This window comes from Lactiplantibacillus sp. B652 (genome assembly GCF_023806745.1).
GTDB classification, from domain to species: domain Bacteria; phylum Bacillota; class Bacilli; order Lactobacillales; family Lactobacillaceae; genus Lactiplantibacillus; species Lactiplantibacillus pentosus.
This window is the reverse complement of the sequence record NZ_JAMSKY010000001.1, coordinates 1-23,408: the sequence shown is the minus strand read 5'-3', so window position 1 is coordinate 23,408 and position 23,408 is coordinate 1. Positions and strand designations below refer to the sequence as shown.

At 47.4% G+C, this 23,408-nt stretch carries 16 protein-coding genes and 1 riboswitch; of the genes, 13 read left to right on the top strand and 3 right to left on the bottom strand.

Annotated elements, in window-relative coordinates; all coding sequences use genetic code 11:
• Positions 1–14: 14 nt before the first annotated feature.
• Positions 15–59: riboswitch (PreQ1 riboswitch) on the top strand.
• An 8-nt stretch (positions 60–67) separates the two neighbouring features.
• A complete protein-coding gene (locus MZO40_RS00080) occupies positions 68–574 on the top strand; it encodes a QueT transporter family protein (RefSeq protein ID WP_003637700.1) in 507 nt (168 codons plus the stop codon).
• Positions 575–1,614: 1,040 nt separating this feature from the next.
• Here MZO40_RS00080 and cbpA read toward each other — a convergent pair.
• The 3 genes from cbpA to MZO40_RS00065 all read right to left on the bottom strand — a co-directional run bounded on the left by cbpA (position 1,615) and on the right by MZO40_RS00065 (position 5,997).
• On the bottom strand, positions 1,615–2,253 hold the full coding sequence (gene cbpA, locus MZO40_RS00075) for a cyclic di-AMP binding protein CbpA (protein WP_003637701.1): 639 nt from the start codon (positions 2,251–2,253) through the stop codon (positions 1,615–1,617).
• A gap of 154 nt (positions 2,254–2,407) precedes the next feature.
• The gene (locus MZO40_RS00070) at positions 2,408–3,802 is read right to left on the bottom strand and encodes a L,D-transpeptidase family protein (RefSeq protein ID WP_050337702.1); all 1,395 of its coding nucleotides are present in this window, start codon (positions 3,800–3,802) and stop codon (positions 2,408–2,410) included.
• A 1,232-nt stretch (positions 3,803–5,034) separates the two neighbouring features.
• Complete coding sequence (locus MZO40_RS00065) at positions 5,035–5,997, bottom strand: L-lactate dehydrogenase (RefSeq protein WP_252133028.1); 963 nt, start codon at positions 5,995–5,997, stop codon at positions 5,035–5,037.
• 314 nt (positions 5,998–6,311) lie between these two features.
• On the opposite strand from MZO40_RS00065, the gene pth reads away from it, so the two are divergent.
• The 12 genes from pth (at position 6,312) to lysS (ending at position 22,801) form a co-directional block, all read left to right on the top strand.
• Positions 6,312–6,869: an aminoacyl-tRNA hydrolase gene (pth, locus tag MZO40_RS00060; RefSeq protein ID WP_003637705.1), complete on the top strand. Its 558-nt coding sequence runs from the start codon at positions 6,312–6,314 to the stop codon at positions 6,867–6,869.
• 18 nt (positions 6,870–6,887) lie between these two features.
• Positions 6,888–10,415, top strand: a complete 3,528-nt coding sequence (gene mfd, locus MZO40_RS00055) for a transcription-repair coupling factor (protein ID WP_105961271.1) — start codon at positions 6,888–6,890, stop codon at positions 10,413–10,415.
• A 213-nt stretch (positions 10,416–10,628) separates the two neighbouring features.
• Positions 10,629–12,233, top strand: coding sequence for a polysaccharide biosynthesis protein (locus tag MZO40_RS00050; RefSeq protein WP_050337697.1), 1,605 nt, complete (start codon positions 10,629–10,631; stop codon positions 12,231–12,233).
• Between the two features lie 2 nt (positions 12,234–12,235).
• Entirely contained in the window at positions 12,236–12,517 is a 282-nt protein-coding gene (locus tag MZO40_RS00045) for an RNA-binding S4 domain-containing protein (RefSeq protein ID WP_031267632.1), read from the top strand.
• Between the two features lie 120 nt (positions 12,518–12,637).
• On the top strand, positions 12,638–13,036 hold the full coding sequence (locus tag MZO40_RS00040; RefSeq protein WP_003637709.1) for a septum formation initiator family protein: 399 nt from the start codon (positions 12,638–12,640) through the stop codon (positions 13,034–13,036).
• 124 nt (positions 13,037–13,160) lie between these two features.
• Positions 13,161–13,703: a S1 domain-containing RNA-binding protein gene (locus MZO40_RS00035; protein WP_050337695.1), complete on the top strand. Its 543-nt coding sequence runs from the start codon at positions 13,161–13,163 to the stop codon at positions 13,701–13,703.
• Positions 13,704–14,897: 1,194 nt separating this feature from the next.
• Entirely contained in the window at positions 14,898–16,244 is a 1,347-nt protein-coding gene (tilS, locus tag MZO40_RS00030) for a tRNA lysidine(34) synthetase TilS (RefSeq protein ID WP_105961272.1), read from the top strand.
• 19 nt (positions 16,245–16,263) lie between these two features.
• The gene (gene hpt, locus MZO40_RS00025; RefSeq protein WP_003637712.1) at positions 16,264–16,806 is read left to right on the top strand and encodes a hypoxanthine phosphoribosyltransferase; all 543 of its coding nucleotides are present in this window, start codon (positions 16,264–16,266) and stop codon (positions 16,804–16,806) included.
• An 80-nt stretch (positions 16,807–16,886) separates the two neighbouring features.
• Positions 16,887–19,124 (top strand): ATP-dependent zinc metalloprotease FtsH, encoded by a 2,238-nt coding sequence (ftsH, locus tag MZO40_RS00020; protein WP_105961273.1) that lies wholly within the window; start codon positions 16,887–16,889, stop codon positions 19,122–19,124.
• 180 nt (positions 19,125–19,304) lie between these two features.
• Complete coding sequence (hslO, locus tag MZO40_RS00015) at positions 19,305–20,192, top strand: Hsp33 family molecular chaperone HslO (protein ID WP_050337688.1); 888 nt, start codon at positions 19,305–19,307, stop codon at positions 20,190–20,192.
• Positions 20,192–21,199, top strand: coding sequence for a tRNA dihydrouridine synthase DusB (gene dusB / locus MZO40_RS00010; RefSeq protein WP_105922529.1), 1,008 nt, complete (start codon positions 20,192–20,194; stop codon positions 21,197–21,199). The genes hslO and dusB overlap by 1 nt, the downstream gene beginning before the upstream one ends.
• 102 nt (positions 21,200–21,301) lie before the next feature.
• Complete coding sequence (gene lysS, locus MZO40_RS00005) at positions 21,302–22,801, top strand: lysine--tRNA ligase (RefSeq protein ID WP_082230173.1); 1,500 nt, start codon at positions 21,302–21,304, stop codon at positions 22,799–22,801.
• Positions 22,802–23,408 lie beyond the last annotated feature (607 nt).

The following is a 23,408-nucleotide window of genomic DNA, read 5'->3' as shown; positions in this document are numbered from 1 at the left end:
CTTTGTTTCATAATCAATACGTGGTTCGTAACCATCCCACGTTAAAAAACTAGGAGGAATCAAGCGGATGACGCAATCCAAAATTCGACCATGGATCATTAATGCCCTGGTCGCTGCAATGTATGTCGTACTATGTCTCGGTCCCGCAGCCTTCAGTCTGGCCTCGGGTGCCATCCAATTTCGGGTCTCAGAAGGCCTGAATCATTTGGCAGTCTTCAATCGCAAGTATATTTGGGGCATCGTTGCCGGGGTGATTTTATTCGACGCCTTTGGCCCAGGTGCCAGCCTACTCAACGTCTTATTCGGTGGCGGCCAATCCTTACTGGCCTTACTGATTTTGACTTGGCTCGCGCCTAAGTTGAAGACGGTGTGGCAGCGGATGTTACTGAACATCTTCCTTTTCACCGTCTCGATGTTCATGATTGCCATCATGATTACCATGATGAGCAGTGGCGTCGCATTCTGGCCAACGTACCTTACGACCGCATTATCCGAATTAATTATCATGAGTATTACCGCACCAATTATGTATAGCTTAGATCGCATCTTACACTTTAGTGACCGGATCCAATAGGTTAACTCGTGTCTAGATGACCTAAAAGACCGTTACAATACCGATTCATGTCGGTGATTGTAACGGCCTTTTTGAGTTGGATTGAGGTTTGGAGCAAAGGCAACGTCGAAATCAAAGTCAAAAGCGGCCAGCTGTGACCCGCTGGAAACAGTGCGAGTTAGCGTAAACTTGCAGTGATGGTGACGTCCTAAGCCGACTTCCAGGCATTCTGGGCAATGGCCGTGACGTGGTGGGTACAGGTTTGAGCCGACAAACCACGTCTCAAACACTGACCTTCCACTAACCAAGCAAAGAACGCTTGCTAAGTGGAATTTCACCACTTGGCCTTGCCCCGAATGCCTTCCAGCCGGGATGGTATTCGAAAGGCGGACGTGTGCGGACTCAACTTTTTGTTGGATTAGTCGTTGATTCATAGTCCAAGGTCATTTTGACATTCAACTGTCAGACTGGTTTCTAATGATGGCTATGCTTCCTAACCCATGTTTTAACTTTTCGAATCAGCAGTTTCACTGAATTTGTCAGAACTTTCCTTAGTCGTTTGAGATAGTAAAGTCTCAAATTATAAACGAAGGTAATTTTATCGACTAAATTCAAGAATAATGTCCGTTGAATTTTGCGAATAAAATTCAACCGATTTTTCAGTGATTAAGTCTGATAAAGCATTATTGAGGCCAATTGAAAGTTTGCTTGAAGGACCAGTCACTTAATATTCAGTGGACAATTGTACCCAGATAGGTGGCCGTTCATCCGCCATTCGAGTGGGTTCCCGACTGGAGGGGCTGGCGGACAATGCTCAAGGGCGAAATTCTTCTTGTCCGGGCGAATTTCCCGGGCTAGAAGAAGACTCGTATTTGAAATTGCGCAGTGATCTTCTGCGTGAGTTCAAATCGATGTCCGCCCTGTTCCAGCGTTGTCAGCCAGCCCCGGAAGTCGGAATAAGGCGCCCATCGGCTGACGAACAGGACATCTGACCCAGCATTTCAGCACAAAAAAGCCGCATCAAGAATTCAATTCTTAATGCGGCTGCCAAAGCAGACTGACTATTCAGCTTGTAAGTCTTCAACTTCGATAACTTTGAATTGTTTGCGGTTCAAGTTATCGATGATACGTTTAAGTTTTTCACTGTCGACGTTTTCTGGCAGGGTGAAGAGGGTCCGGTAGCCCAAGGTGCCATTTTGAACGTCCAAGGTCAAACAGCCGGCGATTGACGTATATTTGGTGATGATTTTTGCCATGGCGGCTAAGTCACCACGTTCACCAACGGAGACAACGGTGAGGACATAGCTGCCAACGTTGACGTTCCAAGATTGTGACAGCATATCCAGCAAGCGTGTATGCGTTAAGATGCCATAAAAGTAGCCGTGTTCATCGAGAACGGCGATGTATGGCAAATCTTTGATAGAGAAGAAGATGTTGTAAAACGCTGAATCGACTTGAATCGTCTTAGTCGCGTTTTTCAGTAAGGTCGTGACGGGAAGTGACATGTCGCCACCCCGAGACTTGTGGCGGTAGATATGCATTTTATAAATGTTACCGCGGAAAATATGGCCAGTTTCGTCTAAGATTGGCACACAGCGGAAGCCGGAATCTTCCAAGACTTTTAAGGCGTCTTCTAAAGTTGCGTCAGCCGTGATCGTGACGAGGCGTTCTTTAGGCTTAACGAGTGTTTTTAATAGCATAGCAGTTGGTCCCCCAGATTTATTAGTTTGTTTTAATAAATAATACCATAAAACCGCCCCTAACTGGTATCATTCTGCAACCGCAGACCGTAATAATGGGCGTCAAAAGCCGGCCTGAACGTTGTCAGGCCGGCTTCTTTAAATTAAATTTAAATTAGAAAACAATCACAGGCGTACCTTCAGGAACAGCCGCGAAGACTTTCTTCATGACGGAAGGTGGGGTGTTCACACAACCGTGCGACCCGTGCTTCTTATACCAAGTGCCACCGTAATGGGTTTGCCAGGATGAATCATGAATGCCTTCACCAGTGTCATCAAATGGCATCCAGTAGGAGACGGGCTGTGAATAGCTTGAGCCATCATCATTGTCACCCTTCAACGTCGCGTTCTTTTCCTTGTTCCAAATATACCAGACACCAGTCGTTGTGGCGTGCTTGCCTGGTTTCCCAGTGACAACGTCGGTCGAAACTTTGAGCTTGCCGTCAACGTAGACGTACATATGCTGGTTGACTTTATCGACTTCGACGTACGTGTTCCCAATGTCGGTCCCATTGTTGTTATAGCCGGAACCGCTGGTAATTGGCGAGCGGGTGAAGTCTTTACCTTTCAAAATCTCAGCCGCTAATGCTTTGGCTTCGGACTCAGTTTTGATCGTCCAACCGTAGAAACCACCGCTGACCGTGACCGTGCCGCGGGCAGTACTCTTGAACTTTCGCGTGGTGTGATAGGTATGATACTTATCATTGAGTTTTTTGACGTAGGCCAAGACGGCGCTCTGGTCGAGGCTGACCTTGCCCTGTTTATCGACTTTGATCCAGCTAAGAATCAAGTCGTGCGGAATCGTGAACTTGTGACCATTGATATTATAGGTCGCCGTTTCACTCGCGTATTTAGCCGATTTGGTCTTGGCGGTTTTCAAACTGGCACTTGTGCTAGTTACCGTTGGCGTGACGTAGGCCTTTTTCAGGGCAATTTGGGACTGCCCATTACTGATAGCCTTGGTCACAACGGCCTTCAACTTGGCTTGGTCAAGCTCGGTCCCTTGCACTTCTTTTTGAATCACCACTTGGTTATTTTTATAAACTAACTTGGCGTTCTCAGTCTTGGTTCGTTTGGTTTGATTAGCAGTCGTCGTGATTTTTTGCAGGAGTGCGTTCAAATCACTGTGCTTGATCGTTAGTTGTCCGACCGCGGCTGAGTCAGCGGCTTGCGCTGATTGTAAGAGGGCGAGTGGCCAGCGCCAATAATTTTGCTTGGCGACCAGCTTGGTCAAATCTTTTTTGGTATTGATCGTGATGCCCGCAGACTTGCTTGTAAAGTGATATTGCGTTTTGCCATTTTCAATAATCCGATAGGTTCGGTGTTCTAAGGCTCGATTGACCTTGGGTGCGGCTTGTGCTGCGGTTTTACCGCTGACATCGACGCCGGCTACCGAAGTATTCGTGAGGAACGTTTGTTGGTGTTGCCAGACCAGACTGGTGACAACGTACCCGATGACTAAAAGACCGAGGATGCTGCCCCCGACGATTAGCCCGCGTTTATGTTTCATAATTAAGTTGGTCCTCCATCTATTTGTAATAAACTCACCTTATAACAGAAGTGGCGCGAGTGCAAACGTCAAGGCCGGGAATCGTGATAAGAAATTGTTAAATCCGTGGTACGCGCGTTAATATTTGCCTATTTAACGATTAACGGTCAGTCACGCGTTGAGCTATTCTTTAATATTAAGGATGATTAAATCGTGCCAGTTGATGGATTCCTGTTCGTCAGCCGATGCGCTTCCTAGTCCGACTTCCGGGGCCGGCTGACAACGCTGGAACAGGGCGGACATCGATTTGAACTCACGCAGAAACCCACTGCGCAATTTCAAATACGAGTCTTCTTCTAGCCCGGGAAACCCGCCTGGACAAGAAGAACTTCGCCCTTGAGCATTGTCAGCCAGCCCCTCCAGTCGGGAAGCCACTCGAATGGCGGATGAACGACCACCTATCTGGGTGCAATTGACCATTGAATGTTAAGTATCTAGTCCTTCAGGCAAACTTTTTGAATCAGCATGGATGATAATTTATGGCATCTAATCACTGAGAAGATGACCTGAATATTAATCACTTATCTCATATACCACAAATTTCAATGACAACAAATCTTAAAACTAGTCGATAAAATTGCCTGCGCTCAGGATTCAAGATCTTGTTGTTTCAGGTAACTCAAGAAAATTCCAGCAATTTCAGTGGAGCCGCGCGACCGAAGCATTAAATCATGGGTAAGGAAGTTTAGTGATTGTTAGAAACCGGTCTGACAGTTGAATATAAAAATGACCGTGTACCAAGGTACCAACGACTAGTCCAACGAAAAGTTGAGTCCGCACGTGTCCGCCTTTCGAATACCATCCCGGCTGGAAGGTATTCTGAGCAAGGCCCAGTGGTGAAATTTCACTTAGCAAGCGTTTTGTGCTTGGTTAGTGAAAGACCAGTATTTAAGACGTGGGCTGTCGGCTTAAATCTGTGTCCACCACGTTCCAGCCATTGCACAGAATGCCTGGAAGCCGGAATAGGACGCAGCTACAACAGAAAGTTTACGCGAACTCGCTTTGTTTCCAGCGGATCTCAGCTGGCAGCTCTTGAACTTAAGAACCGCACGCTTTAATCATGATTCATGACAAATTAACGCCCGCAACGCGTGACCAGTCATGTTCCAACTTGATGTGAGCAAATAAAAAGCGCACGCTCAGGCCAGCGAGTGGCCAGTTGAGCGTGCGCATGTAAGCTTAATTAATTCGGATTATTTGTTTTCTAATTCTGTTAAACCGTCGTTAAGCACTTTTTTCAAAGTAGCGGCAGAATCTTGCATCTTCTTCAGTTCATCAGCTGAAAGTGGGGATTCGATGATTTGCTTCAAACCAGTTCCACCGATGATTGCTGGTGTCCCGATGTAGATGTCATTCAAACCATATTGGCCGTCCATGTAGGCGCCAACTGGTAAGACGGCATTTTCATCACGTAAGATGGCCTTTGAGATCCGCATTAAAGCAGTCCCGATACCGTAGAAGGTTGCACCCTTTAAGTTGATGATGTCGTAAGCTTTGTTCCGAACGCCATCTTCCAACTTAGCTAAGTCGTCGTCAGAAACGCCTTGTTCCTTAGCAACGTCGCGTACAGGACGAGTCCCGATAGTGGCAGTTGAGTAAGCAGCGAATTCAGAGTCACCGTGTTCACCCATGATGTAAGCATCAACGGAGCGAGGGTCAACATTGAATTGCTTGCCTAACGCAACCCGTAGACGTGAAGAATCTAAGGAAGTCCCGGAACCAATGACGCGTTCCTTTGGGAAACCAGAGAATTTCCAAGTCGCGTAAGTCAGAATGTCAACTGGGTTAGCAGCAACTAAGAAGATGCCGTCGAAGCCGGAGTCGACCACTGGTTTTACGATTGATGATAAAATGTTCAAGTTCTTGTTAACTAAGTCTAAACGTGATTCGCCAGGCTTTTGTGGGGCACCAGCGGTAATCACAACTAAATCGGCGTCCTTGCAATCAGAATATTCGCCGGAGTAAATCTTCTTGGGAGCGGTGAAAGCTTGGGCGTCTTCAAGATCAAGGGCGTCACCCTTTGTCCGATCCTTAACAACATCGACAATTACAAATTCTTCAGCAATTCCTTGTTGTGCCATGGCAAAAGCGTAACTAGAACCAACAGCGCCGTCGCCGACTAACACAACTTTTTGATGATTTGGCATGCTTGACAAAATAAGTCATCCTCTCATAATGAAAATTTAGTTTTACGATTGTATTGTAACATATTTGCGCCAGGCAAGTGTGGAATTGAACATGCTTCTCATGTGATTGTTAGCAATCTTGCCGAAATCCTTTGACGGGCGTCAACAAGCGCTTTGTGGTATACTTACTGCACTTAATAAACGCTAACTTTTGAGCGCCGCCCCAGCTAAATTGGTGTGGTGTGCGTGTGACGAGCCTGGCTGGTCCACGCTAAGTTGCCGAATCGGTGGATAACCGGTTCGGCCTGTTTTGGTAGGCCAAGTAATGGGAGTAGATAAACGTAATGAAAATGATCGTTGGATTAGGTAATATCGGGCGCCAGTACGCCCAGACACGGCACAATGTCGGCTTTATGATAATTGATGAATTAGCGGCTAAGTTGAACGCTGATTTTCAGACGAGTAAGTTTGAAGCCCAAGTGGCGACTGCATTTCAGAATGGTGAGAAAATTTTGCTGGTCAAACCGTCGACTTATATGAACGATTCGGGTCGGGCGGTCGGTCCACTGATGAGTTACTACAATATCGAGCCGGCAGATCTGCTGGTGATTCACGACGACTTAGATCTGCCACTCGGTAAGGTCCGGTTGAAGCAAAAGGGCTCCGCGGGCGGTCACAATGGCATTAAGAGTATTATCAGCCATGTCGGTGACCAGCATTTCAAACGCGTCAAGGTCGGCATTGATCATCCACAAAAGATGTCGGTGGTCGATTACGTGCTCGGCAAGTTTAAACCGGCGGAAGTGGCCCAGTTTGAAGATGCGAAGACGACCGCTTTGGCGGCAATCGAAGCGTGGTTAGCAAACGATGATTTTGCGGCAGTTATGAATCAGTATAACTAGCCCGGGAGGAAACACAGTATGGATATTGAGACGATTGTTGAGCAAACGCCCGACTTTCAAACGATTTTAGCGGCAATCAGTCCGCACAGTCGTCAATTGATTACAGGATTAAACGGTTCGGCGAGAACGGTTTATTTGAGTGCGCTATTTCATCAATTAACGCATTCATTATTGATCGTGACTGACAACGGTTTTCATGCCAGTCAGTTAGTGGATGATTTGACCAGTCTATTAGATGAAGACCAAGTCTATCTGTTCCCGGCAGAAGAGATGATTGCGACCGAGGTGGCGACTAGTTCACCAGAATCACGGGCACAACGGGTCGAGGCACTCAACGCCTTACTCAGTCCGCAGCCGGCAGTAGTCGTCACCTCCGTTGCGGGTGTCCGCCGGTTTTTACCACCAGTCGAACAGTTCAAAGCAGCGACGTTATCCTTAGCAGTTGGCAAGGATATTGATCTAGAAGTGCTCCAACATCAATTACATGAGATGGGCTACGTCAAAGAAAAGCTGGTCGCACGGCCAGGTGACTATGCGGTCCGGGGCTCAATCGTGGACATCTACCCGCTCGACGCGGATTACCCATTGCGGTTAGACTTCTTCGATACTGAGATTGATACCTTGAAGTATTTTGACCCGGAGACCCAACGTTCAGTGGAATCACTCGATGCGTATACCGTCTTGCCAGCGACCGATTTTATTTTGACCGACGACATGATGACGGCCGGGGCTGAGCGGTTAAAGGCCGCGATGGCAACGGAGAGCAAGAAGCTCAAACCAGCTGATCGTCAGACATTAGCGGACAACTTGGCACAACCCTTGGCCGATATGCAAAAAGGAATTATCGGCAATGATTTGTTATTGTACGGTGATTATTTATATGACAGCAAGACCAGCATTTTAGACTACGTGGCTGAAAACGGGCTGGTGATTTTTGAAGAATACTCGCGACTCCTAGATAATGAACAACAACTTTTGACCCAAGAAGCTGACTGGGTCACCGACCAGCTTTCCCATCATCGGGTACTGGCAACGGCCAGTTACGGCAATGACATTCGGGATTTGTTGCGGGATGACGCCCATGCGCAATTACTGATCTCGCTCTTCCAAAAGGGCATCGGGAACGTTCGGTTGGCGCAAGTGACCAACGTGCGGACTCGACCGATGCAAGAATTCTTTGGGCAATTGCCGGCCTTGAAGACTGAATTGGACCGCTGGCATAAGTTACAGCAGACGGTCGTTTTGATGGTGTCGGAAGCCGAACGCCTGACCAAAGTCAGTGATACCCTCGATGATTTTGAAATCGAGGCGGTGATGACTAAGGCGACCAACTTGCAACCAGGGGAAGTCCAGATCGTTCAGGGCAGCCTGCAGAACGGGTTTGAATTCCCGGATGGCAAACTGGTGATCGTCACTGAACAGGAAATGTTCAAGAAAGTCGCTAAGAAGCGGCCGCGGCGCCAGACCTTGGCCAACGCGGAACGGCTGAAGAGTTATACCGACTTGAAGCCGGGAGACTATGTCGTCCACGTCAACCACGGGATTGGGAAGTACGTCGGCATGGAAACGCTGGAAGTTGACGGCGTGCATCAGGACTACATCACAATCGCGTACCAAAATAACGCCAAAATCTTTATTCCGGTCACACAACTGAACTTGGTCCAGAAGTACGTCTCATCTGAATCGAAGACGCCTAAGATCAACAAGTTAGGCGGAACCGAGTGGACGAAAGCCAAGCGTAAAGTTGCGGCTAAGATTGAGGATATTGCGGATGAACTCGTGGACTTGTATGCCAAACGTGAAGCGGAGAAGGGCTATGCCTTTCCGCCCGATGACAGTTACCAAGAAGACTTTGACAATGATTTTCCATATCCTGAAACCCCGGACCAATTGCGGAGTATCAACGAAATCAAGCATGATATGGAACGGCCGAAACCAATGGACCGTTTGCTAGTTGGTGACGTTGGTTATGGGAAGACGGAAGTTGCCTTGCGGGCGGCGTTTAAGGCGATTGAAGCCGGTAAACAAGTCGCCTTCCTAGTGCCGACCACGATTTTGGCCCAACAACATTACGAAACGATGCTTAATCGCTTTGAAGGTTATCCGATCAACGTTGGCATGCTGTCACGTTTCCGGACTTCCAAGGAAATGAAGGAGACGGTCCAACAACTCAAGAATGGTGAGTTAGACATCGTCGTCGGGACGCACCGTCTGTTATCAAAGGACGTCGCGTTTGCCGACCTCGGTCTACTGATTATTGATGAGGAGCAACGGTTTGGTGTGAAACATAAGGAACGGTTGAAATCATTGAAGGCCAGTGTCGATGTGCTGACATTGACCGCGACACCGATTCCACGAACGCTACACATGTCGATGCTGGGTGTCCGGGACTTGTCAGTGATTGAGACGCCACCAACGAACCGTTATCCGATTCAGACGTACGTCATGGCTCAGAATTTTGGCGTCATCAAGGAAGGCATCGAGCGTGAGATGCAGCGTAATGGTCAAGTCTTTTACTTGCATAATCGCGTGCATGATATTGACAAAGTCGTGGCGCAGATTAAGGATTTAGTGCCGGATGCCGCCGTGGCGCACATTGACGGCCAAATGCCCGAGTCACAGCTGGAAGGGATTCTCTACGACTTCATTCGTGGCGAATACGATGTGCTCGTGACGACGACCATCATCGAGACCGGGGTCGATATTCCAAATGTCAACACCTTGTTTGTGGAGAATGCGGACCGGATGGGCTTGTCACAGCTGTACCAATTGCGGGGACGAATCGGCCGTAGTAGTCGGGTCGCATATGCCTACTTCACCTATCAACAGGACAAAGTCTTGACGGAAGTTGGTGAAAAGCGGCTACAAGCCATCAAGGACTTCACGGAATTGGGTTCCGGTTTCAAAATCGCGATGCGCGACCTCTCGATTCGGGGTGCTGGGAACTTACTAGGTAAGCAACAGCACGGTTTCATCGACTCAGTCGGGTATGACCTCTATACGCAGATGCTGTCGGAAGCGGTGGCTAAGAAACGCGGGCAGGCTACGAAAGTCAAGACGGATGCGACCGTCGAATTGGGCATCGAAGCTTACTTGCCAACGTCCTATATTGAAGACGAACGGCAGAAGATTGAGATTTACAAGCGGATTCGGCAGTTGGAAAACAACGATCAGTACTTGGAAGTCCAGGATGATTTGATGGATCGCTTTGGCGACTATCCGGTTGAAGTAGCGGGACTGTTGGCAGTCGGTAAGCTGAAAATGTTAGCCGATGATGCGCTGATTGAAAAGATTCAACGTGAAGACAGCGACTTACAGTTGACGTTGTCGCAACAAGGTACTGCTAAGCTAGATACTAAAGATATTTTTAAGGCCTTAGCAAAAACCAAATTAAAAGCGACAGTTGGAATTGATGATGATAAAATGAAGGTTAAATTAGTCATTCAACCGAAGATGCAACAGGATGAATGGCTCGAACAGTTAACCCAGTTTGTCGAACAGCTCAGTTTGATCTTGGCAGAAGACGACGTGGCCAGTGCGTCCTAAGTCGCATGGCTTAAAGCACCTTTTAGCCGGTGGCCCGCAACGGATGGCTGGTTAAAAGTTGTCACTGACTGTTAAGATCGTGAGCAAATTCTGGCTTCCAGTGTGGCGCGTCGTACAACCGCGTCGTAGTCAGGCTGGTCGGCACACCTGACTGGGAAATTCAGTCAGTCTGTTAGATTAAAGCACCGAGTCGCTCGGTAGAAGGGATTGGTTATGCCAAAGGATCACTTGAACACCATGTTCAAAGGCGCACTCATCTTATCGATATCATCATTAGTTGCTAAGATACTGAGCGCGGTATACCGAATTCCGTTACAGAACATGGTTGGTAATACGGGATTTTACGTTTATCAACAAATTTACCCCTTGTACGGCATTGGCATGACCTTTGCGTTAAATGGGTTTCCAAATTTCATTTCAAAGTTAGTGGCGGAGCAGCCGGATGAGACCAGTAAGTCGCTGATTGCGCGGCGGGCCTTCCATATTTTGACAGGACTGTCGTTGATCGTCTTCTTTGGCCTTCAGCTAGGGGCGACTTGGATTGCGGTCCATATGGGCGATGCCAGTTTGGCGCCGATTATTAGTGCGGTCGCGTGGATGTTTATCTTCATGCCGTGGCTGGCGACAGGGCGTGGCTACTATCAAGGCAAGTTTTTGATGGGCCCGACCGCTGTCTCCCAGCTGATTGAGCAGGTCGTTCGGGTCGGCATCATTATTATGGCAGCCTACTTCAGTGTCCGGCTTGGTTGGGACAATTACCACATGGGCACGTGGGCGATGAGCTCTGCGCCGATTGCGGCAATTTGTTCCTCACTGATTTTTACGACTTTTGGGTTGAAATACTTGTTAGCACCCGCGCCCGCCGCAACACGGCCGTTGCCGAGCTATCGTAAGCTGACCAAACGGTTTATCGTCGAAGGTGGGACGCTGTGTCTGGTCGCGGCCGTCGTAATCTTGCTACAGCTCGTGGATTCGTTCACGGTGATGCGTGGACTCGTTCGTCAGGGCCAGTTACCAGACGTCGCCAAAGCCTTGAAAGGGGTCTATGACCGGGGCCAACCGTTAGTTCAACTCGGGTTGGTCGTGGCAACTGCCTTTTCGGCCACTTTATTACCGGCGCTGACGGATGCACTCGCTAAACGTCAACCCATTGAATTTAAACGGCAGACTCAGGCGATGGTCCACGTGAGTTTGGCCTTATCGATGGCGGCAACTGTCGGCTTAATTGCCTTGATGCCGCAAATCAACCGATTATTATTTGGCTCACTAGAAGGGACCACCGCGCTGAGAATTTATATTATTAGTATTTTGTTTGCCGCCCTCATCACGACGTATACGAGCGTTCTGCAAAGTTTGAACCAGTATACCGCCATGATTATTGGCATCATAGCTGGTCTGGCAACTAAGGTGCTCGCCAATTACGTCTTTGTCGTTCACTACGGCATTAACGGGGCCAGTGCGGTGACCGTGCTCAGCCTCGCCGTGATGTTTGCGGTGATGTGGCTCGGGTCACCCGAAGATTTACAGCAAGTGTTATTAGAGAGTGGTTATTTGATTAAACTACTCGCCATCAGTGCGGTGATGGGCATTGTGGTGATTCTCACCAGCCATCAGATGACCGCGCTCGTCAACCCGGTCCTCGCAAATACGCGTGGAATGGCGGGAATCGTGACGGTCGTCGGGGTCGTGCTCGGCGTGATCGTCTTCCTAGTCGGCGCAATCTACGCCCGATTATTCACGATTCGCGAGTGGTTAGTCTTACCATACGGAAAACGGCTAATTAAGGCCGTTGCAAAAGGAAAGGAACATCATTCATGAGTATGCGGTTAGATAAATTTTTAAAAGTATCACGGATTATTAAACGGCGTTCGGTCGCCAAAGAAATTGCGGATAAGGGCCGGATTCAAATCAACGGCAAAGTCGCCAAGTCATCCAGCAACGTCAGTGTTGGTGATGAATTAGTCATTAGCTTTGGTAATAAGACATTAACGGTCAAAGTGACGCAATTATTGGAAACGACCAAGAAAAATGACGCTGAATTAATGTATGATATTGTCAGTGAAGATTATAAAACGGATTATCGGCAACCATTCAGCGATTAATTGCGGGCATCCGTTCATTAAAATGGTCGTAAGCGTTGATTTAATCGTAATGATGTCGTTTACACCAGCCGGTGAAGTTGTTATAATTTAGGCAACCCAATTTGAAAGGACTGGACCAACATGACGAATGGGTCACGGGATAAAATCAAACAGTTAGATAATGATTACATCCGCCAAGTTGCAACTAATGAGCATGGGCAAGCCCAGCGAGTCTCACAGGTGCGACGGCGACGGTTTGTTTTGATTGTTGCGGTGTTCGGCGCGTTGATATTATTTTTAGGCTTTCAGTTAATTAATACGCGGTCTAATCTGCACCAGATGAACCGCCAAGTTGCGACCAGTCAAGTTAAATTAAAAAAGGTGCAGCAGCGAAATGACCAACTCGAAGGTCAAATCAAACAGCTGAATAATAAGGATTACTTACAAAAGTTATTACGTTCAAAGTATGATTATACGAAGAGTGGCGAAACGGTCTACAGTTTACCAAATGACAGCGCTGCGGATGTAACTGCCAACTAGTCGGGAATTTGGTCTACTTTATGTAGGTAGACCACTTTTTAATAATTGCTTAAATGTATAACTCAACATTTCACAAAGTATGCTATACTAAAACCATTATTTCATAGGAGGAACAACTTTTTTTATGGCAATTGAAGTAGGAACAAAAGTCACTGGTAAGGTATCTGGGATTACGAATTTTGGTGCATTTGTAAACTTGGGTAATAATCAAACGGGGCTGGTACACATCAGTGAAGTTTCCGATGGGTTCGTGAAGGACATCCATGACGTCTTGAGTGTTGGCGATGAAGTGACGGTCAAGGTCTTATCAGTCGGTGACGACGGTAAGATTGGCTTATCAATTCGTAAAGCTGTCGACAAGCCACAGGGTGAACATGAACATCATGGCAATCATCAAGGTGGTGGCCGTCCAAATAATAATCATCAAGGCAATAACCATGGCCGTGGCGAACGCCAATCCAATGGTAATCATCGTGAACACAGCAATAATTTTCATAGCCGCGGCGGCAATGGCGGTGGCCGTTACCAATCACGGCAACATGAACCTAAGAAGCAAGACTTTGACTCATTGATGTCTGGTTTCTTAAAAGACAGCGAGGATCGGTTAGCGACCTTAAAGCGTAATACGGAAGGTAAACGCGGTGGCCGTGGCGGTCGTCGTAGCTAAACTTAGTGACTTGCCATTAATCTAGTTAAATTGAGAAGCACGGTGCGACTAAAGTCAGACCGTGCTTTTTTTGTTCAAAACTTGGCGGCTGTTACTAATTCAAAGTCAACAGCAGGCCAGCTTAGGGGCGCTGGAAATAGGGCGAGTTAGTGTAAACTTGCAGTGGTAGATACGTCCTAGTCCGGCTTCCAGGCATTTCCGACAACGCTGGAACGCGATGGACGCAGATTTAAGCCGAAGACCACGTCTTAAATACTGGTCTTCCACGTTCCATGCAATATGGATGAAACGTGTTCGGGTCAGACTGGGACTTCCGGTTAGCTACGCCAGAACGCCAAGCGGAAATGCGCCGCTTAACGCTCTAGCTAGGCTAATCCTCAGTCCCAACCCGTCTGAACCTCACACTCTGAAAAGCGCTGAGCATTGTCAGAAACGCCTTCCAGCCGGGGATGGTATTCGAAAGACAGACATGTGCGGACCCAAATTTAAATAAACTGATCGCTAATTCTAGTAAAAATTGTTTTGACATTAAACTGTAAGGTTGGTTCCTGATAAAAGCTGTCATACTCATGCTTTAATCATCGGAATCAGCAACATTACTGAACATTGTCAGAACTTTCTCTAACCATCTAAGATAACAATGCTTTAAACACCAAACGAAGGGTAATTCTATTGATTGATCTTAAGGCCAATTCATTGAGATTAGTGAATGATTTTCAGGCCATCATCTCAGTATTTGAATCGGACAAGTATTTATTTTGAATAAATCCGTTGTTCAATAACTCATCATCGGTATCAATTCAGAGTTTGCTTGAAGAACCAGTCTCCCAATATTCAGTGGCCAATTACACCAAGATAGGTGGCCGTTCATCCGCCATTCGAACGGGTTCCCGACTGGAGGGGGTGGCGGACAATGCTCAGTAGCCAAATTATTCTTAGTCGGAAGTGGGTTGCTTCCGGCTTAGAATAAGACTCGTATTTGAAATTGCGCAGTGGGTTTCTGCATGAGTTCAAATCGATGTCGGCTTACGTTCCAGCAATTGTCAGCTACCCCCGGAGGTCGGACTAGGACGAACCTGATGCAGACGAACATGACCGCCTCACTTTGATTCGAGCGTACCTAAGCTGGTCGGTTTTGATTTTGAAATGTCAATATACAATGAAGAATGATGTTTTATAGATAGGAGGTGTCAAATGACCCCAATTCAAAAATTCAATCGACGGTTGGCAGCCGCAGGAGTTTTGTCGCCGCAAGTGACGGTCGTGGTGGCGGTGTCGACGGGAGTGGATTCGATGGTGTTGTTGCGGTTGTTGCAACAATTGCCGGTGACGGAGCGGCCACAGTTGGTCGTCGCGCATGTTAACCACCATTTGCGAGCACAAAGCCAGACGGAAGCGGTGTACTTGCAACGTTATTGTCAGAAACATCAATTGAACATAAAGCTGGCGGATTGGCAGGTGACGGACCATCCCGAACATGGCGTTGAAGCAGCTGGCCGCCAGTTTCGGTATCGTTTTTTCACCAAGGTGATGCAAGCAACGGGAGCTAAAGCCGTGTTGACGGCCCATCACGCGAATGACCAAGTTGAGACCTATTTAATGAAGCTAGCGCGTGGTGGCGACATCGCACAATTGACGGGAATCGCTGACAGTCGGCCGTTTGCGGGCGGACAATTAGTACGACCGCTACTGGATTGGTCGAAGGCGGAGCTAAGAGACTATGCGGCCCAACATGATGTTACCTACTTCGAAGATGCGACGAATCAAGATGTCCAGCTGACGCGTAATCGGATTCGGCAGCGCGTTGTGCCAGAATTGATGACGGTCAATCCGCGGTTACTGAGTCATGTTGCGGATTATCAGCAACAGTTGGCCGATTTGTTGGCGGCTAAGCAGCAGATGGTAGCGACGTTATTACCGACCGTAATGACGAAAACTGGGGGACTGATCGTGAGTCAGTGGCAACGAGTGCCGGACCAGTGGCAACTGCCAGTGTTCAAGGCGTGGTTGACTGAGCGGACGGGCGGCTTAGTGAGTGAGCTGAAGTTGAAGCCACTCGTTGCCTGGGCACGACCATCGTCCTCAGCGTCTCGAACCGTGGCGGTGAATGCGAGCTGGGAATTACAGCGCAGTGCCGATATCATTGAAGCTGCGCCAATCAAAAAAAGGGGTAAAAAGTTAATGCCCCAAGAAAAAATTATGGTAGACTTAAACCAATGGCAGAAAATCACGACAACCCAGACGGTTGGAATCTTTACACAAGCACCGACTGCTACTAGTCAACCATTTTGGTTAACGACCGCTGATTGGCCGCTAGTTTGGCGACCGTGGCGGTCTGGTGACCGAGTGGCCTTAAAGGGTGGCGGTCATCAGACGGTTCGCCGGCTACTGATCAATCAAAAAGTGCCGGCTGAACGGCGAGATCAGGTGCAAGTGTTAGTGAATGCTCAAGGGGAGGTCCTATGGGTCGTTGGTCATAAATATAGTTATCGAACGACTGGCACTCAGACCGTATTTTTAGCCTTAAAACACAAGAGTTGAAAGGAGTACATCTGAAACGATGAACAACGACATTGAACGAGTACTATATAGTCGCGAGGATATCCATCAGGTTGCACAAAAATTAGGAAAAGAACTGACAACCGCCTATGCTGGTAAGAACCCATTAATTATTTGCGTACTCAAGGGTGCCGTCTTATTTACCACTGATATTATTCGGGAGATGGATATTTATGCGGACCTTGATTTTATTAACTTATCAAGTTACGGTAATGAAACCATCTCGAGTGGTGAGGTTCAGCTGACTAAGGACTTAGACGCTGACGTTACGGGCCGCGATGTGCTAGTTATTGAAGATATCATTGATACCGGTCGGACCTTGAAGTTCCTGGTCGACCTGTTGAAACGCCGCGATGTGAACTCGGTAAAGGTCTGCACGCTTTTGGATAAACCAGCTGGTCGACTCGTTGATATTAAGGCGGATTATATCGGATTTGAAGTACCAAATGAGTTTGTGGTCGGCTACGGCTTGGACTACGCCGAACGGTATCGGAACTTACCGTACGTTGGGATTTTAAAACCTGCGATTTACGAGCATAAATAATTGGTCAATGATAGTCAAATGTGCTATTATTTAGACTATCGAAGTAACTGAATATAAAAGTTTCGATGAAGGAGGCACATATGAACAATCGACGCAATGGACTCTTTCGTAATAGCTTATTTTACATTTTGATGTTCTTGAGTTTGATGGGAATTATCTACTTTTTCTTTGGTGGAAATTCAAGCTCGCAGACGCAAAATATTCGTTATAGCGAATTTGTCAAACAATTAGATAAGAATAACGTTAAAAACGTTAGTATCCAGCCTAGTGGCGGCGTCTACAAGGTAACTGGTTCATACCGGAAAGCACGGACGACTTCTTCTGCTAACGCCCTTGGAATCAAGAGCGCGTCGACAAAGACCACGTCATTTTCAACAACCATGTTGGAAAACAACTCAACGGTTGACCAAGTCTCCAAGTTGGCGGCTAAGCATGACGTGAAGGTGACGGCGAAAGCCGAGGAATCTAGCGGCATCTGGGTCACGTTATTAATGTACATCGCGCCAGTCATCCTAATGTTGTTCCTCTTCTATATGATGATGGGACAAGCAGGACAAGGCGGCGGGAACAACCGGGTGATGAACTTTGGTAAGACGAAGGCCAAACCAGCTGATAGTAAGCAAAACAAAGTTCGTTTCTCAGACGTTGCCGGTGAAGAAGAAGAAAAACAAGAATTGGTCGAAGTTGTCGAATTCTTGAAGGATCCAAGGAAGTTCGTCTCCTTAGGTGCCCGGATTCCATCTGGGGTGCTTCTCGAGGGGCCTCCTGGTACTGGTAAAACCTTGCTTGCCAAGGCGGTTGCCGGTGAAGCCGGTGTGCCATTCTTCTCGATTTCTGGTTCTGATTTCGTCGAAATGTTCGTCGGGGTCGGTGCTAGCCGGGTTCGGGACTTATTCGAACAAGCGAAGAAGAATGCCCCATCAATTATCTTCATTGATGAAATTGATGCGGTTGGACGTCAACGTGGTAATGGTATGGGCGGCGGTCACGATGAACGTGAACAAACCTTGAACCAATTGCTGGTTGAAATGGATGGATTTACGGGTAATGAAGGGGTCATCGTCATGGCGGCGACGAACCGTTCTGATGTCCTAGACCCTGCCTTACTTCGTCCAGGTCGTTTCGACCGGAAGATCTTAGTTGGTCGTCCGGACGTCAAGGGCCGCGAAGCCATCTTGAAAGTCCATGCCAAGAACAAGCCTTTAGCAGCGGACGTTGACCTCAAGGAAATCGCCAAGCAAACACCTGGATTCGTGGGTGCCGATTTGGAAAACTTACTGAACGAAGCGGCCTTATTAGCGGCTCGTCGGAATAAGAAGCAAGTCGACGCAGCGGACCTAGATGAGGCTGAGGACCGGGTCATTGCCGGACCAGCTAAGCATGATCGCGTCGTGAACAAGCATGAACGGGAAACCGTTGCTTATCACGAAGCGGGTCATACGATCGTTGGGTTGGTCTTAAATGATGCGCGGGTCGTTCATAAGGTAACGATCGTGCCACGGGGTCGTGCTGGCGGATACGCCATCATGTTACCGCGTGAAGACCAGATGTTAATGTCGAAGCGTGATGCGAAGGAACAAATGGCTGGTTTGATGGGTGGTCGTGCAGCCGAAGAAATCATCTTTGGTGCACAATCATCCGGGGCTTCTAATGACTTCGAACAGGCAACCCAAATTGCCCGTGCGATGGTCACTCAATATGGGATGAGTGAAAAACTTGGCCCAGTTGAATTAGAAAATGCCAACCAGCAAGCCGCTTACCAACAAGGGATGGGCGCCAGTGCCTTCTCACAACATACGGCTCAGTTAATTGATGATGAAGTTCGTCGTTTGAGTCAAGAAGCACATCAAACGGCTACGGATATTATTCAATCACACCGTGAACAACACAAGTTGATTGCGGAAGCCTTGTTGAAGTACGAAACCTTGGACGAAAAGCAAATTCTCAGTTTATTCAAGACTGGGAAGATGCCTGAAAAGGATAGCAACCAATTCCCTAGTGAAAAGGCCGCAACCTTTGAAGAATCCAAGCGTGAATTGGAACGGCGCGAAGCTGAAAAGCACGCGCAACACCAAGGTACTGATGCTGACAGCACTGATTCTGAAGACACGGCCAAGACCAGTGTCGAAGAACCAACTTTCCCAAGTGAAGCGGAAGTTCGTTCTGAAGCAAGTGCAGACAGTCAGGCTAGTTCAGCAGATGCAACTTCTGCAACTAGTTCAGCGACGAGTGGTGCGACATCCACTTCAGAGACTGGCTTACCACATGCTGAAAGTGCGGCACCAACGTCACAGGATGATTCTAATTCTCAAGCGTAGGCGCAATTAAAATGGTTATTAAGGAGTTGGGACTTTGTCTCAGCTCCTTTTTTGCGTTATGATATTTCAGGCAAATACACTGGCGGTGGTCTAACCGCCTGGCAACCGTATTTGAGTGCAGTAATGAACCGTATGATCAAAAGTACAAGTAAATCTAATTAAAGATAGGAGTTTGATTGAATGTCAGATTATTTAGTCAAGAGCGTGGCCGGTAACGAAATGTTTCGGGCCTACGCGGTCGACGCGACCGGGGTCGTTGCAGAAGCACAGCAGCGCCATGATACTTGGAGTGCTGCTTCCGCCGCTTTAGGTCGTAGCTTAGTGGGGACGCTCTTGTTAGCGTCGTCCGTATTGAAGGGTGACGAACAGATGACCGTTAAAATCAACGGTAACGGCCCAGTCGGTGGCATCGTGATCGACGGCAATGCTAAGGGAACGGTCAAAGGTTACCTGCAGCATCCACACATCCACCTACCATTAAATGAACAACATAAGATTGATGTTAAGACGGCGGTCGGGACGGACGGTTTCTTGTCAGTCACCAAGGATCAGGGTGTCGGTGATCCGTTTACGGGGACGGTCGCCTTGGTTTCTGGTGAATTAGGCGAAGACTTCACTTACTACCTGGCCCAGTCAGAACAGATTCCGTCAGCGGTCGGTTTGTCGGTGTTTGTGAATGATGATAACTCGATTGGTGTGGCCGGGGGCTTTTTAGTCCAAGTATTGCCGAACGCTACTGATGAGGCGATTAGTAGTTTGGAAGCCAAGCTCAAAGATTTACCACTCGTTTCACAACTGATGCGCGAGGGTAAGACCCCCGAAGATATTTTGGACTTGCTATTTGATGGTGATGTCAAAGTATTAGACAAGATGCCCGTCAAGTTTGAATGTGATTGTTCTAAGGAACGGTTTGCCGAAGCCTTAATGGCCTTACCAAAGCATGAAGTTCGGGCCATGATCGATGAAGACCATGGTGCGACGGCGGTTTGTCATTTCTGTGGGTCGCAATACCAGTTCAGTGAGGCCGAACTTGAAGCAGTCCTCTCACGGTCTAAGGGTGCTGAATAATGACGAGTGCTTGGCAGATTGGTGACGTGACGATTCCCAACCGGGTCGTGGTTGCACCGATGGCCGGGGTGACTAACGCCGCATTTCGGGTCATCTGTAAAGATTTTGGTGCGGGACTGGTGGTTTGCGAGATGATTTCCGACCGGGGCATCATGTACCATAATCGCAAAACGCTCGAAATGATGTTTGTCGACCCGAAGGAACATCCGATGAGCATTCAAATCTTTGGTGGCAGTCAGGAAACCTTAGTACAGGCGGCTGAATTTGTTGACCAGCAGACGAATGCGGATATTATTGATATTAATATGGGATGTCCGGTCAATAAGGTCGTTAAGACGGATGCGGGCGCTAAGTGGCTACTGGACCCTAACAAAGTCTATGAGATGGTCGCAGCGGTAACGGCCGCGGTCAATAAACCAGTGACAGTCAAAATGCGGACTGGTTGGGATGCAGAACATGTCTATGCAGTCGAAAATGCACGGGCAGCTGAACGCGCCGGGGCCGCTGCAATTGCGATGCACGGTCGGACTCGTAAGCAGATGTATCAGGGACACGCTGACTGGGACGTGTTAAAACGCGTTGCGGATGCCGTCACGATTCCGTTTATGGGAAATGGCGATGTCCAAACACCCCAGGATGCCGCTCGGATGTTAACAGAAGTCGGTGCTGACGCGGTCATGATTGGTCGCGCAGTCGAAGGCAACCCCTGGATGCTGACGCAAACCGTTCATTATTTGGAAACGGGGGAACTGTTAACGCCGCCGTCACCGATGGCCAAGATGCAAACGGCCATCGAACATTTAGAACGGTTGGTGGCATTGAAGGGTGAACGTGGTGGCTGTCACGAATTCCGTGAACAGGCCCCGTACTATTTAAAGGGCATCCCACGGTCAGCTCGGACAAAGGTGGCCCTGATGGAAGCAGACTCGTTGGCGGCGATGAAGTCGATTTTGACGGATTTTCAAGCGCAATTAGCGACTTATTTAGCCGACCATGTGGTAAAGTGAATAATTAACTTGCATTTTGACGGCGTGATTGTCAAAATTAACATGTAGTGATTGTTTAGGTATGGAGTAATCTATACGCTAACTAGAAATGGAGGAACACTAGTGGCACGACAAGAACAGACGATGAACGACCAATTAAAGGTTCGTCGCGAAAAAATGGATGAACTGCGTGAAGAAGGCATCGATCCTTTTGGTCACCGGTTTGAACGGACTGATTTAGCCCAAGACTTGCAAGACAAGTATGGCGAGATGGATAAGGACGAGTTGGATGCTAAGCAAGTTACAGCAACGATTGCTGGGCGGATGCTTGCTAAGCGTGGTAAAGGTAAAGTAGGCTTTGCTGATATCTGGGATCGCTCAGGTAAGATGCAACTCTACGTACGTAAAGACGTGGTCGGCGAAGACACTTATCATATTTTCAAACGTTCCGATATCGGTGATTTCTTAGGGATCACTGGTCAAGTCTTCAAGACGGACTTCGGTGAATTGACGATCAAAGTGACGGGCTTAACATTCCTATCGAAGGCATTACGCCCATTACCAGACAAGTTCCATGGCTTACAGAATGTGGAACAGATTTACCGTCAACGTTACTTGGACCTGATTTCGAATCGGGATAGTTTCGATCGTTTCTTGAAGCGGACGAAGATTATTTCTGCGATTCGGCATCACTTGGACGGTCAGGGCTTCACTGAAGTTGAGACGCCAATGTTGCATAATCAGGCGGGTGGTGCTGCTGCACGACCATTTATCACGCATCACAACGCTTTGAACATCGACTTATACCTACGAATCGCCTTAGAATTACATCTAAAGCGTTTGATCGTTGGTGGGATGGAAAAAGTCTACGAAATCGGCCGGGTCTTCCGGAATGAAGGAATGGACCGCGAACACAATCCTGAATTTACAATGATGGAAACGTACGTGGCTTACTATGACTTCCACGATGTCATGGCCGAGACTGAGGGTATCTTTAAAGCTGCGGCTAATGCCGTGACTGAAGATGGCATCGTGACTTACCATGACCAAAAAGTTGATTTCAACCAACCATTTAAGCAAATTCACATGGTTGATGCCATCAAAGAAAAGACGGGTATCGATTTCTGGCAACCAATGTCAGTAGAAGATGCGCAAAAATTAGCGGATGAACATCACGTTAAATATGAACCATACTGGAAGGTTGGTCATATTATCAACGCGTTCTTTGAAGAATTCGTTGAAGATACCTTGAACGAACCGACCTTTGTTTATGGTCATCCAGTTGAAATTTCACCATTAGCTAAGAAGAATGAAGACGACCCTCGGTTTACCGACCGGTTCGAATTATTTATCTTAGGTAATGAATATGCCAATGCCTTTAGTGAATTGAATGATCCAATTGATCAACGGCAACGGTTCGAAGCTCAAGCGGCTGAACGGACTGCTGGTAATGATGAAGCGGAACATATCGATGAAGACTTTGTCGAGGCGTTGGAATACGGGATGCCGCCTACTGGTGGATTAGGAATTGGGATCGACCGGTTGGTTATGTTGATGACGGATGCGGATTCAATTCGCGACGTTTTACTTTTCCCAACCATGCGTCCAGAAGAAGATAAGTAATATTTTAACGGTATTTAGCTCAGTTGACCTGAGTTAGATGCCGTTTTTTAGTGCCGCTTAACTTTAGAAAGCGTTTTGATTGAAAAAAGTTCAAAAATTTTTAACCGAACATTGTTGCGAGATGAGTTGGATAAAATTAAGGAAAACCGAATTTTTGAGTGACAAACTGGGTCGATTACGAGTGAAAAGCGGCGGCTCGAAAATTAATACCGTACATTCGAATGCTGGATTAATTAACATGATATTATTGACTGGTTATTTTTACGTTTTAGGGGTTGCAATTCATCTGGATAATTGGTAAATTAGTATACGTTGTTGAGGCGCACAAAGCGGTTAGCCGCTTGCTTCCAACGAAAAATTAATTATAAAAAGTTGTTGACAAGATGTTGATAACTTGATATGATGATTAAGTTGCGTTGAGGTAATCAACGAACGATTTAGACCTTTGAAAACTGAACAAAGTTTCGACGAATCAAATGTGTAGGGTCTTTTGATTTTGAATCAAGAGCAAAACATTTGCGAAGTCAATTCGCTAGCAAATAAATTTTAGTACAACATTAAATGAGCTTTTTAGAACTCATCATTAATTTGAGAGTTTGATCCTGGC

Bases quoted from the DNA above. Each gene is read 5' to 3' on its own strand.
- MZO40_RS00070 (WP_050337702.1), bottom strand. From the start codon at position 3,802: ATGAAACATAAACGCGGGCTAATCGTCGGGGGCAGCATCCTCGGTCTT.
- cbpA (WP_003637701.1), bottom strand. From the start codon at position 2,253: ATGCTATTAAAAACACTCGTTAAGCCTAAAGAACGCCTCGTCACGATC.
- MZO40_RS00040 (WP_003637709.1), top strand. From the start codon at position 12,638: ATGACGAATGGGTCACGGGATAAAATCAAACAGTTAGATAATGATTAC.
- mfd (WP_105961271.1), top strand. From the start codon at position 6,888: ATGGATATTGAGACGATTGTTGAGCAAACGCCCGACTTTCAAACGATT.
- dusB (WP_105922529.1), top strand. From the start codon at position 20,192: ATGACGAGTGCTTGGCAGATTGGTGACGTGACGATTCCCAACCGGGTC.
- hslO (WP_050337688.1), top strand. From the start codon at position 19,305: ATGTCAGATTATTTAGTCAAGAGCGTGGCCGGTAACGAAATGTTTCGG.
- tilS (WP_105961272.1), top strand. From the start codon at position 14,898: ATGACCCCAATTCAAAAATTCAATCGACGGTTGGCAGCCGCAGGAGTT.
- pth (WP_003637705.1), top strand. From the start codon at position 6,312: ATGAAAATGATCGTTGGATTAGGTAATATCGGGCGCCAGTACGCCCAG.
- ftsH (WP_105961273.1), top strand. From the start codon at position 16,887: ATGAACAATCGACGCAATGGACTCTTTCGTAATAGCTTATTTTACATT.
- hpt (WP_003637712.1), top strand. From the start codon at position 16,264: ATGAACAACGACATTGAACGAGTACTATATAGTCGCGAGGATATCCAT.
- MZO40_RS00080 (WP_003637700.1), top strand. From the start codon at position 68: ATGACGCAATCCAAAATTCGACCATGGATCATTAATGCCCTGGTCGCT.
- MZO40_RS00050 (WP_050337697.1), top strand. From the start codon at position 10,629: ATGCCAAAGGATCACTTGAACACCATGTTCAAAGGCGCACTCATCTTA.
- MZO40_RS00045 (WP_031267632.1), top strand. From the start codon at position 12,236: ATGCGGTTAGATAAATTTTTAAAAGTATCACGGATTATTAAACGGCGT.
- MZO40_RS00035 (WP_050337695.1), top strand. From the start codon at position 13,161: ATGGCAATTGAAGTAGGAACAAAAGTCACTGGTAAGGTATCTGGGATT.